The following is an 11,519-nucleotide window of genomic DNA, read 5'->3' as shown; positions in this document are numbered from 1 at the left end:
TCTTTTATTATAGGTAGACGACAACTCTGTTGCCTTACCTTATGTAAAGAAGTTTAAAGATAACGCAGCCCTGAACACAAGTTAAGAGAATAAAAAAAGCGGCGCTTCTGCGCCGCTCTTTGTAACAAAACGCCTCAGGAAGCGTCCGCCGTGGTTTCCGGCAATGATTCCGGCGGCTGCGGCGCAAAGCCACGCAGCCCGACAACGTGCACGTGTTCGCTGTTCTGGAACACTTTACGCACCAGCTTATAGGTGGTGCCTTTTTCAGGGCTGATGTTTTCCGGTGCCGCAATGATGAGCTGCATATCGAGACGTTCGCAAAGCTCAAACAGCGTGGCAATCGAGCGGGCATCAAGACGCGCCGCTTCATCGAGGAACAGCAGTCGGCATGGGGAGATGTCTTTCCCGCGCAGGCGGCGCGCTTCATCTTCCCAACTCTGCACCACCATCACCAGAATCGACATCCCGGTACCAATGGCTTCACCGGTCGACAGCGCTCCGGATTCCGCACGCAGCCAGCCGTCTGAACCACGGTTTACCTCAACTTCCATTTCCAGGTAGTTACGATAGTCCAGCAACTCTTCACCGATGGTTTGCGGCGTACGCTGGCCCATATCAATCTGCGGATTCAGGCGCTGATACAGCTTCGCCAGCGCTTCGGAGAAGGTCAGACGGTTGCTGTTGAACAGATCCTGATGCTGCTCGTGCTGCTCAGAGAGCACTTCCAGCAGCGTCGCGTGGGCTTCACGCACGTTGACGTTAAGACGCACGCTGTTGACCTGACCAAACGAGACGCTCTGCAGCCCCTGGTTCAGCTGGCGGATACGGTTCTGCTCGCGCTGAATGGTTTTGCGAATGATATTCGCCACGCTGCGGGAACTGATCGCCAGCTTCTGCTCGCGGGAGGTCAGCTCTTCCGTCAGACGGCCCAGCTCAATTTCCATCTGTTCGATGGCTTCGACCGGATCGTCGGTACGGATAATGTCCTGACGAATACGCTCGCGCAGGTGCTGATAAACCGCAACGAAGAACTGAATTTTACGTTCAGGACGTTTCGGATCCTCTGACATGCGCAGCACATCGCGCAGGTGTTCGTTATCCGCCACCGCCAGACGCAGCGCACCCAGCGCCTTATCCGACATCGAACGCAGCTCATCGGCAGAAAGGTATGCCAGCTCGCGACGGTGCAGGCGACGTTCAACGTTGTTATCTTTCACCATCCGCATCACGGCGCACCAGCCCGCTTTCGCCGTCACGACCTGCTCGCGCATTTCATGATAGTCGCGCTCCAGCTTGCGCAGGCGGCGGGTCAGGTTATCCATTTCCGCTTCGCAGAAGGTGAGCGCTTTTTCCAGCTGATTACGACGCGCGCGGTTATTGCTGAGCTGGCTATGCAGCTCATCACGACGAATGCGCGCGCGCTCTTCCGCCCCGCTGTCGGCACGAACGCCAATGTCCTGCAGCTCTTTCTGCAGGTCGTTTAACAGCTCTTTCTTGGTGTCGAAGGAGCTTTTCAGCGAAGCCAGTACCTGGTTGTACTGGTTCAGCTGAGCGGAGTGGCTGCGCATCGCTTCGCGAGCGCGGGTACGTTCCGCTTCCGCCTGCTCAAGGCGCTGGCGCAGTTTTTCATTCAGGTCGCTGTTACCGCTCAGCATTTCAGCCGAATCGGAGTAGCCGAAGTGCGCACGACGCTGCACCACTTCCGTCAGGGCAAACGCCTGCTGACGCGCTTCGCGCTGCACCTGCTGCGACCAGGCGTAATCTTCTTTTAACTGCTCGAACTGTTCCGGGTCGCTCTGCAGTACAGACACGACGGGCTCCAGCTTCGCCAGCTGGTTGCCGTGCTGCTGCACGAAGCGCGCGGCTTCCTGGGCTTCATCCAGACGTTCCTGGATCTCATCCACGCGGTCGGCCAGCGTGTCATCCGCCAGCAGGTTCAGGCGCGGCAGAATGCGGTTAAGGGCAGCGACGCCCTCTTTCGCCTGTTCGAACTGGACGCGGCTCTGCTGGTTGTCACTTTCATGACTGGCAATCGCGCGCTCCAGCTCGCCACGGCGGGTGTTGAGCTTGCGGATTTCCGCTTCCGGGTCGGCTTCAAACGCCACGCCCAGATGGCTGCCGATAAAGCGGCTGAACGCCTGGTGCAGACGCTGGGTTTTCTGTACGTCAAACGACAGAGTAGCAAAGCGTTCAGACAGCGTTTCACGCTCGGCGTGGAGGCTTTCGATGCGGCTTTCGCGCGCGGCGCGGCCAAACAGCGGCAGTTCCGGGAAGCGGGAGTAACGCCACTGGCGATCGGCGATTTTCACCACCACCGCTTTTTCCAGCTCGTCAACGCTGAAAACGCTGTCATCGAACGACTGCGGATCCCCTTCGATCAGGTAGAGATCTTCCGGGCAATCTTCCAGCCCTGCGAGCTGCTCAGAAATCAGCGACAGATCCGGCACCACAATTGCGTTGCGGGATGGACCGTACAGCGCGGAGAAGTACGGCGCATCGTCCAGGCCAACATCATCGTAAATCTCAGACAGCAGTACGCCGCCAAAACGCTCGGCTAAGGTGTTCAGACGCGGATCTTCTGACCCGCCCGGCTGGCTTAAGCGCTCGATTTCTTCATCGACGTCACGCTTGCGGGCACCCACTTCGTCACGTTCAACAATGGCTTCGCGCTCGCGCTCCAGCAGCTGTTGCAGGTATTCGGTCACTTCCTGGCTGGATTCGAACTGCTCGCCGCACTGTTCGCTGAGCTGGTTCAGGCTGCTTTGCGCTGCCAGCCAGACCGGCGCACGCTGCAGGAGCGCCTTCGAACGGGACTGAAGCTGCTCCAGCTCCTGACGCAGCGTCATACGCTGTTCGCTGGCATTTGATACGGTATCGGACAGGGCCGCAATACGCGCTTCCAGCTCCTGATGCAGGGCCTCAAGCTCGTCGAAATCGTAATGTTTACCCTGACGCTTGCAGAACTCGGCCAGCAGACGTTCGGCTTCCTGCTGCTCGCGCAGACGCTGTTCCAGCTCGTTCAGACGCATACGCAGCGGCTGCACCTGCTCGGCCAGATGGCGCTGGTTGACGCCGTCGCGCAGCAATTCACGGGCAACGTCCCAGGCTTCGCTACGCGCCAGCGGGCCGTTAATGGCAACTACCAGCTGATAAGCCTGTTCAAACTGGCTGTGCGCCGTTTGCGCGACGCTCATTTTCTGTTCAAGCGAGAGCAGTTTCTCGGTGGCTTCCTGCTCTTTGGCCTGGAAGGTGTCCAGCCACTCGTCGGCACTTTCCGGCGTCAGGTCTGGCAGATGGCACAGCTCTTTCGCACGCTGTAGCGCCTGTAGCGCCTGGTTGTACTGAATCGCACGCGTCTGCTGCACATCCAGCGCCTGCTGGTAATCCGCAAGCTGGCTTTTCAGCTCGTCCACTTCCAGCTCGGCGGCTTCGGCGCGGGCTTCGTTCTCTTCCTGCATCTCGGCGGCTTCGGCCACCACTTCATTCTGCTCTTCGAGACGAATTTGCAGCTCATCGAGGTCCGCTTCGTAGCGTTCGATCTTTTCCTGCTGACGCAGCGCGGTCTGCACCAGGTTCAGGTGATCGCTGGCGGCCTGGTAGTCGGCTTCCAGGTCGCCCTCGGCACCGTTGTGCTCACCCAGCTCGCGCGCCATTTCGACGTGCTTGTACTGCTCGGCCACCAGCTGTTTACGGGAGGTAAACAGCTCGCGGCGATATTCTAATGCCTGATCGAGATGGACGCGGCGCTCGTTGGCGTGGCGCATATAGTCCGCCGCCACGTAGTTGGTCGCTTCGCTGATCAGATGTTTAAACAGGTCGCGGTCAGACTGGGTAACGCGAATCGCTTCCAGCGTCATGCGGTTTTCACGCAGTGCCGCCTCCATGTCCTGGAAGGCCTTACGCACGCCGCTGTTTTCCGGCAGCAGGTAGTCACGCAGGGAACGGGTAATGGCGCTGGAGATACCGCCGTACAGGGACGCTTCGATCAGACGGTAGTATTTACTACGGTCTGAAGCGGTGCGCAGACGGCGCGCCACCACGCCCAGATCGAACATCAGGGAGTGATAGTCAGTAATCGAGTTGAACTGCTTAAACTGCACCCCTTCGATGGCTTCAAGCTTGTCCTTCAGCTCCTGCAGCGTCAGGACGCGCGCCTGGCGTTCATTCAGCGTTTCCGTCAGCAGCGCGGTCGGCTGTACGGAGGTTGGCAGCCCCTGAATGGCGAACGGTTTGATATCCACTTTACGGTCGCGGCCGGCAACCTGTTGCAGACGTACGCCCACCACCACGCGCTGGTGACGGGAGTTGATGACGTCCAGCACGGAATAACAGACGCCCGCTTTCAGCTTACCGTGCAGGCCTTTATCGCGGGAGCCGCTTGTCGCGCCCGCTTCGGTGGTGTTACGGAAGTGAAGCAGCGTCAGGTCGGGGATCAGCGCCGTTACAAACGCCGCCATGGTGGTGGATTTACCCGCCCCGTTACCACCGGAGAGCGTCGTGACCAGCTCATCCAGATCGAAGGTTCGGGCAAAGAAGCCGTTCCAGTTAATCAGCGTCAGTGAGCGAAATTTACCGCGTTCAATCATTACTCTTCCTCCCCGCTATCCGGCAGATTCTCTTCATGCTCATCATTGAGCTGCAAATGGTTTTCCACCGGCATCGCTTCACCGTCGCGGATCATGCGAAGCTGCGCTTCACGCGCATCATCGCCCGCACGCACGTCGGCGCCGAAGCGGAAGACCGATTCCGTGATGCGGAATTTGCTGCTGTCGTGGCCCATAAACCAGACCATCCCCAGACGGCGCAGACGGTTCAGGGAAGAGCGAACCTTTTCCTGTAATTTTTGACGGTCAAGATCCGACCCCGTCGAACGGTTATTCACCAGCTTAAGCAGCTTGCTCTCATCCGCCAGCGTCAGCAGTTCATCGTACAGCTCCTGCTGGGTGAAGATGCCTTCATTTGCCAGGCGTTCCGGGCTGAGGTAGAGATAACAAAGAATTTTGCCAACCATCATGTCCAGCTCGGAGAGCACGGAGCGCGGGATCAGGGTCGTGGAACGCGGGCGCAGATAGAAAAAGCCTTCCGGCGCGCGGATAAGCTCCACGTTATAGCGGGCGTAAAACTCTTCCAGGTACTCCTGGAAGTCCATCAAAAAGGCGTGATTATCCAGCTCGTCCAGGCCAATGTGACGACCGGCACGCAGCTGGCTGTCCAGCGCCGGAAATAACGGATTCGCCAGCGCCTGTGCCAGCTTAACTGGCATCACTTGTTCAATATTTGTCAATGACATGCGCCTGTACCTTGGCTCCGTAATCGTTAATTGGCTGCCACTTCGGCGGCAGTCCGGTGAAGTCTGCTTGCGCGATACCCAGGCGCACCGCCTGGTCTACCACAATGCGGGCAACGTCGAAGTGGCGCGCGCGCGGATATTGCGCCAGATAGTCGCGCACCACGAGCCCAAGATCCAGCGGCGCTTGTCTGGTTTTGTAGACGGCGAGCTGTTCTTCGATCATCGCCGCAAGTTGCTCACGAATTTCGTTGAATTCTTCGTACTCCAGATCCGGCGGCAGTTCACCGGTGACCTCTTCATCGCGCAGCGCCATCTCTTCGTCGCGCATATCCAACAGACGATCGGCATTGGCATAGGTCAGCGCCCACGGTGCATCAAAGTAGGTCTGTACCGACTGACGAAGACGCTGAGCAAAGACGCGGTTTTTATCCATATCAATCGCGGTACGGATAAATTTATGCACGTGGCGGTCATAGCCGATCCACAGATCGATCGACTGCTGGCCCCAGCTGATAATGCGGTCAAGTTTGCTCTGCAGATCAAACACCAGACGGTCGATAAAATGCAGATCGTCGTGCGCCAGGGTCGCGTCCTGGATGCGCAGCAGGTTGGCCTGCAGCTTGTCCCCTGCGGCCTCCAGCGTATCCTGCAGCTCACGCAGCGTACCGGAGGTTTCTGACAATAAAAGTTCACAGCTGGAGATGGCCGCACGCCAGTCTTTGTTCAGCAGCTGCGCGATATCGTCTTTCACCTGCTGCTGCTGCTCGTCCATCAGACGCTGAGTGAGATCGATACTGTCGAAAATCTCGGCCACCGAGTATTTCAGCGGCGCGTAAACGTTGCGGTGCCAGTGGAATTCGTCACCGTTTTCATCGGCCGCGTCGGCGGCACGTTTAAGCTCACCCGCCACGATCGAGAGCTGCATGGAGAGACGCAGCGTGGAAAATTCGCGCTGGCGAATGTAGTAGTCGGTGATGCCGATGCCCAGCGGCGTCAGGCGATAGATGGCGTTTCCTTCCGCCTGCTCGCTGGTAAAGCGGTTCAGCAGACGTTGACGCACCATATCGTTGATTGCGTTATTGGCGCGCACGCTAATGGTTTCGCTGGTTTGCTCAAACGCATCACTGACGTGGCGGAACGCATCCACCAGTTCACCCTCGCTCATTTCACCATCCAGCCGTTCGCCGTTCAGCGTGGCAACCGCCAGCAGGAAAGAGAGTCTGTCTACCGGCAGCGAGATGGAGAAATCGTTTTTCCTGGCCCAGGCAACCAGTTCGGGGACTGTCTGGGAAAATTCACTCATAGGTTATCCTTGCATCTGCGGCTTGTGCGCGGTGACGTGAATATAGCGGCCAAGGCTGACGAACGGCTCCTGGCGGCAATACCGCGTTTCTAATTCTGTTAAGGTGTCAAAACAGTCACGCTGTTTGTGTTTTTCACGCAGATAATCATGAAACACCCTGACGCCCGTCTTCCCGACGATCTGCCAGCCAATCTCTTCCAGCCAGCCGTAAACCTGCTGCGGATCGCGCGGATAGTCCGGGGAAAGCGTGCGTTTTTTCTTTTTCGGCATCCCGACCTGAACATAGTCGAAGTTCCCTGCCACCATGTTGTGCATCAGGAAGCCGTTAGCATTGTAGAACATCAGCGACAGCGTACCGCCCGGACGTAACATTGACCACAGGGTTTGTAACACGCTTTGCGGATCGGCAACCCACTCCAGCACCGCATGAAACAATATCAGATCAACCTGGGTTTCCAAATGCTGCGCGATGTCCTGAGCGGCGCATTGTATAAAATGCATGTTGTCGCTCACACCTTTCTCTTCTGCCGCACGCGTCGCGCGGGCGACCATTTCAGCAGAAAGATCGCAAAGCGTGACGTGATGACCGCGTTCAGCCATTTTTATCGCCGTCTGCCCTTCACCACCACCGGCGTCCAGCACGCGCAACGTTTGACCACCGAACGTCGCCAGAATAGTGTCCAGATCCTGCCAGAGGATCGTCTGACGGAGCTGCCCTTTCGTGGTGCCATAAATGTTGCGCGAAAACTTTTCCGCGATGTCATCAAAATTGCGATCCCGCATTGGGAGAGTTCCACTCGCTAACTGCAAAACCGCTATTTTGTCACACCCGCGCGGAGAATGAACCTCTCTGGTGTAATATCACCGGTAATCATCTGCTGTATGGTCAAAAAAGGAACCAAAAAGGATGCTTTTTACCCTTAAGAAATACGTTGGAGGGATGATGCTTCCCCTTCCGCTGCTGCTTATCATCATCGCGCTGGGGCTGGCGCTGGTGTGGTTTAGTCGCTTTCAGAAGAGTGGCAAAACGCTTATTACGTTCGGCTGGCTGGTCCTGCTGCTGCTGAGCCTGCAGCCAGTGGCGGATGGACTGCTGCGCCCCATCGAAAACAGGTACCCTACGTGGCAGGGAAACCAGAAAGTTGATTACATCGTTGTGCTGGGCGGCGGGTATACCTGGGACCCTGACTGGGCCCCCAGTTCGAACCTGATCAACAACAGCCTGCCACGGCTAAACGAAGGTATTCGCCTGTGGCTGGCGAATCCGGGATCAAAAATGATCTTCACCGGCGCAGCGGCCAAAACCAACCCGGTGAGTACAGCTGAAGCGGGGGCCAGAATCGCGGAATCGCTCGGCGTACCGCGTTCCTCTATCATCACGCTGGACAGCCCAAAGGATACCGAGGAAGAGGCTGCCGCGGTGAAGCAGGCGATAGGGGATGTTCCGTTCTTACTGGTGACCTCCGCCTCGCACCTGCCAAGAGCGATGATTTTCTTCGAGAAGCAAGGTTTGCACCCGCTTCCCGCACCGGCAAACCAGATGGCCATCAGCGCGCCGCTCAACCCATGGGAACGGGTGATCCCCTCTCCGATGTGGTTGATGCATAGCGATCGTGTCGGCTACGAGACGCTCGGACGTCTCTGGCAGTGGCTGAAAGGCTCGTCAGGCGAGCCAGGGCAAGAGTGATTTAGCCGCCAGATCGAAGTTGGCGCGATTGAAACGTCCGGTGTTGACCAGCTGCGCCACTTCGTCCCAGAGCAGATAAAGCCAGCGACGCCAGAGAAACGCCTCTGCAACGGGCGCGCGTTGAAGGTAGTGCCACAGTAAACCTTCCGCCGCCCCGCTGTCGCTGAGCCTGAACAGCTCATATTCCCGCGGTGCCCAGAGCATGATCCCCGGCCCTAGCATCGCCAGGAGCTGATCGCTGCGGGAGTCTTTGAGCATACTGCGCAGAGTAAAATTGCCGTGGATCAGCACGCAGTTGTCGTTAAAGCCGTCGAACAGCGCCGGTAAGCACTCGCGGGTGCGAAACAGAATACGTTTGTCCTGCATGGTCAAACCGGTATTGTTGAACTGGTTAAGCGTCCCCCACAGCACTTCCACCCGCTGGCGATACCACAGCGGCCACAGGTTTTCCTGGGTGCTGTCAACCGGACCAACAAGCCCGCGGCTATCCTGTCGGTGCCAGGCCAGCAGCGCCTCAACAATCTGGTCTTTCAGCTGTTCCCAGCGTTCCGGCGTACGCGCGGGCGCTTCTACCGGCACACCGCGTAAACGCTCAATCAGCAGTACGTCCGGGCCGGGATGTTCCTCGTGGGTCATCACGCCGTACACGGTCGGCATACGGACGGTTCCCTCCCGTGCCAGCATCGACATTTTCCAGGCAAGCTGCCTGGCGACGCCCGGCGACGAGAAGCTTCGTGCCATCAGCGGCATCGGGTTGCCCTGGCCGTCATACAACGACCAGAGCGCGGTATCGACCTTTTCACTCACGCATTCGACCCGGCTTAACTTCTCACCCAGCAGATGGCTAAGTTCGGAACGCAGCTGTTCCATATGAGATTACCCCCATTAAGACTACTGCTTTTATAATGAGCGCACAGCGTGAAGATGTCACCCGGAAGAGATCAATTAGGGTAAAGAAAGGGGAATTTGCGGGGAGAGGACATCCCTCCGAAAGGAGGGATGCAGGCGGGATTAGCGCAACTCGGCGCGGACGCGCTCAAGATCTTCTGGGGTATCAACGCCCGTTCCCGGTACTTCGCGGGCAACGGCAACGTGGATTTTTTCGCCATACCAGAGCACGCGAAGCTGCTCCAGCATTTCGATATGCTCCAGCGGGCTCGGCGCCCAGGCTACATAGCGGCGAATAAAGCCGGCGCGATAGCCGTAGATCCCAATATGACGCAGGAAAGAATCACCGATGGTCTCTTTAGAGAGCGCAAAGCGATCGCGATCCCACGGAATCGTAGCGCGGGAGAAATAGAGCGCATAGCCTTCGGCATCCATCACCACCTTCACCGCATTCGGATTGAATACCTCTTCAGCGTGATGAATAGGCACCGCGAGCGTCGCCATACCGACCTGACGCTGCGCCAGGTTTTCCGCCACCTGACGGATAATAACGGCCGGGATCATCGGCTCGTCGCCCTGCACGTTGACGATGACCGTATCGTCACTAAAACCACATTTCTCAACCACTTCCGCCAGACGCTCGGTGCCGGACTGGTGATCGGCGCGGGTCATGCACACCTCACCGCCTGCGGCCTCAACCGCACGGGCGACATCAGGATGATCGGTTGCAACGATAATGCGGTCGGCACCGGACTCACGCGCCCGCTCAAGGACATGCACAATCATCGGCTTGCCGTTGATATCTACCAGCGGTTTACCCGGCAGACGCGTTGAGGCATAACGTGCAGGAATAATAACAACAAAACTCATGGTTTGCTCTCTTCTGCCACCAGGGAACGGGCTTCATTTTCCAGCAGTACCGGAATGCCGTCACGCAGCGGGAAGGCCAGACTGTCCAGCTTGCAGATCAGCTCCTGTTTGTCCTGGCTGTAGTAGAGTTTGCCGTTGCATACCGGGCAGGCAATAATTTCAAGTAAACGGTGATCCATAGTTCCTCCGTATGGGTAATCACTAAAGCTTAACACATTCCCTTTTCAGGGCGTGCCTGTTTCCCAGCCACTTCGACAGGATGTGAATAACCCGTCAGGTATCCGGCCAAGCGTTACGTCGCGAGCCTCCTGCCAGCGCGCGAACTCGCTAATGGCGGACGTTAACCCTTTTTCCAGGCTCGCCGTGACCCTGATGCCCTCTTGCAGATAAAGGGCAATGATTTCAAGCGTGCCGGTCTTGCGGTGCATTTTGGCATCCATCCGTCCGACCAGTTGTCCCTTGTGCAGCAGCGGTAAAACAAAGTAGCCGTATTGCCGCTTTGGCGCCGGGGTATAGCATTCCAGCCGGTAGCTGAAGTCAAACAGCTGCTCGGCGCGTTTTCTGTCCCAGACAACCGGATCGAACGGCGACAATACCGCGCTGTGGGTCGCCTGAAGTTTGCCCTCCAGGGCCTGAGGCAATAACGGGAGGAGTTCCGCGTGCAGCCACATTTCGCCCAGCGTTTCCACCATAACGGGAATAACTCGCTGTTCACGCTGCCACATCTCCAGCAGAGGCTTCAGCGCAGGCTGACGGAGGCGGTAATAGTCTGCCAGCCATTGCGGACGGAAAATGCCCAGGCTGCGGGCGCTGTTCTCCAGCATGATGGCCTCGGCCACCTCCTGGGTAAGCAGATCCCGCTCGTCGTCCCAGTGAGGCATCACGCGATGTGTCAGATCATAAACGCGCTGAAAATTACGCCGTTCAATGACCATGACTTTGCCTGACGTGAACAACCCTTCAAGATGACGCTTGTGCGGCTTCCACTCCCACCATCCGCCTGCACCTTTGCGCGGATGTTCAAAATCGGCGGATCGAACGGGGCCGTTTTCCTGAATATGGCTGATAAGCTGCTCTATTTCGGCCTCATGTTCCTCCATCCACGCCTGCCGGTATTTCCATCCCATCTTTTCCGGAGCAAGCATACGGTGACGTACCAGGGCGAAATCGCTACGGGGCAGGAAGCAGGCTTCGTGAGCCCAGTACTCCATCAGCTCCCCTTTGGAGAGCGCCTCATCCAGCCACTGCGGAGGATAACTCCCCAGGCGGCTAAACAGCACCAGGTAAGGGCTACGGGCGACAATGTTAATGGTGTCGATTTGGAGCAGCGACATGCGCTGGATGGTAGAGAGGATATCGGCAGGCTGCGCGCGGCGACGGGGCTTTTTGAGCAGCCCCTGCGCGGCAAGGTGTAAATGACGTGCGGCTGAAAGCGAGAGTTGCGGTAAAGACATGCGTTTTCCTGTCAGTCAAAGCGCCAC

At 57.7% G+C, this 11,519-nt stretch carries 9 protein-coding genes; 1 reads left to right on the top strand and 8 read right to left on the bottom strand.

What is annotated here, in order from left to right:
• Positions 1-134: 134 nt before the first annotated feature.
• Genes mukB through cmoM form a run of 4 tightly spaced genes read right to left on the bottom strand, consistent with a single transcriptional unit; the run spans position 135 to position 7,376 of the window.
• Positions 135-4,586, bottom strand: a complete 4,452-nt coding sequence (gene mukB, locus INF77_RS03200) for a chromosome partition protein MukB (RefSeq protein WP_045630028.1) — start codon at positions 4,584-4,586, stop codon at positions 135-137.
• Positions 4,586-5,290 (bottom strand): chromosome partition protein MukE, encoded by a 705-nt coding sequence (gene mukE / locus INF77_RS03195; protein WP_008499954.1) that lies wholly within the window; start codon positions 5,288-5,290, stop codon positions 4,586-4,588. The genes mukB and mukE overlap by 1 nt, the downstream gene beginning before the upstream one ends.
• Positions 5,271-6,593 carry a chromosome partition protein MukF gene (gene mukF, locus INF77_RS03190; RefSeq protein WP_041910621.1) on the bottom strand — a complete coding sequence of 441 codons (1,323 nt, stop codon included), beginning with the start codon at positions 6,591-6,593 and terminating at the stop codon, positions 5,271-5,273. Before mukF ends, mukE begins: the two co-directional genes overlap by 20 nt.
• Before the next feature lie 3 nt (positions 6,594-6,596).
• A complete protein-coding gene (cmoM, locus tag INF77_RS03185) occupies positions 6,597-7,376 on the bottom strand; it encodes a tRNA uridine 5-oxyacetic acid(34) methyltransferase CmoM (protein WP_028012576.1) in 780 nt (259 codons plus the stop codon).
• Positions 7,377-7,500: 124 nt separating this feature from the next.
• Between cmoM and elyC the strand changes: the two genes are divergently transcribed.
• A complete protein-coding gene (elyC, locus tag INF77_RS03180; RefSeq protein WP_028012575.1) occupies positions 7,501-8,280 on the top strand; it encodes an envelope biogenesis factor ElyC in 780 nt (259 codons plus the stop codon).
• On the opposite strand, the gene INF77_RS03175 is transcribed toward elyC, so the two are convergent.
• From INF77_RS03175 to INF77_RS03160, 4 genes are all read right to left on the bottom strand, one after another.
• On the bottom strand, positions 8,257-9,150 hold the full coding sequence (locus INF77_RS03175) for a YcbJ family phosphotransferase (RefSeq protein ID WP_193532701.1): 894 nt from the start codon (positions 9,148-9,150) through the stop codon (positions 8,257-8,259). The two genes, elyC and INF77_RS03175, sit on opposite strands and share 24 nt — an antisense overlap.
• A 141-nt stretch (positions 9,151-9,291) precedes the next feature.
• On the bottom strand, positions 9,292-10,038 hold the full coding sequence (kdsB, locus tag INF77_RS03170; protein ID WP_047368214.1) for a 3-deoxy-manno-octulosonate cytidylyltransferase: 747 nt from the start codon (positions 10,036-10,038) through the stop codon (positions 9,292-9,294).
• The gene (gene ycaR / locus INF77_RS03165; RefSeq protein ID WP_006174474.1) at positions 10,035-10,217 is read right to left on the bottom strand and encodes a protein YcaR; all 183 of its coding nucleotides are present in this window, start codon (positions 10,215-10,217) and stop codon (positions 10,035-10,037) included. Before ycaR ends, kdsB begins: the two co-directional genes overlap by 4 nt.
• 45 nt (positions 10,218-10,262) lie before the next feature.
• Positions 10,263-11,492 carry a winged helix-turn-helix domain-containing protein gene (locus INF77_RS03160; RefSeq protein WP_193532700.1) on the bottom strand — a complete coding sequence of 410 codons (1,230 nt, stop codon included), beginning with the start codon at positions 11,490-11,492 and terminating at the stop codon, positions 10,263-10,265.
• Positions 11,493-11,519: the final 27 nt, after the last annotated feature.

The sequence above is a fragment of the Enterobacter cloacae complex sp. P1B genome, from assembly GCF_014982345.1.
Classification (GTDB): domain Bacteria; phylum Pseudomonadota; class Gammaproteobacteria; order Enterobacterales; family Enterobacteriaceae; genus Enterobacter; species Enterobacter bugandensis.
Note: the sequence above shows the minus strand (reverse complement) of the source record. Positions and strands in the feature narration are given on the sequence as shown.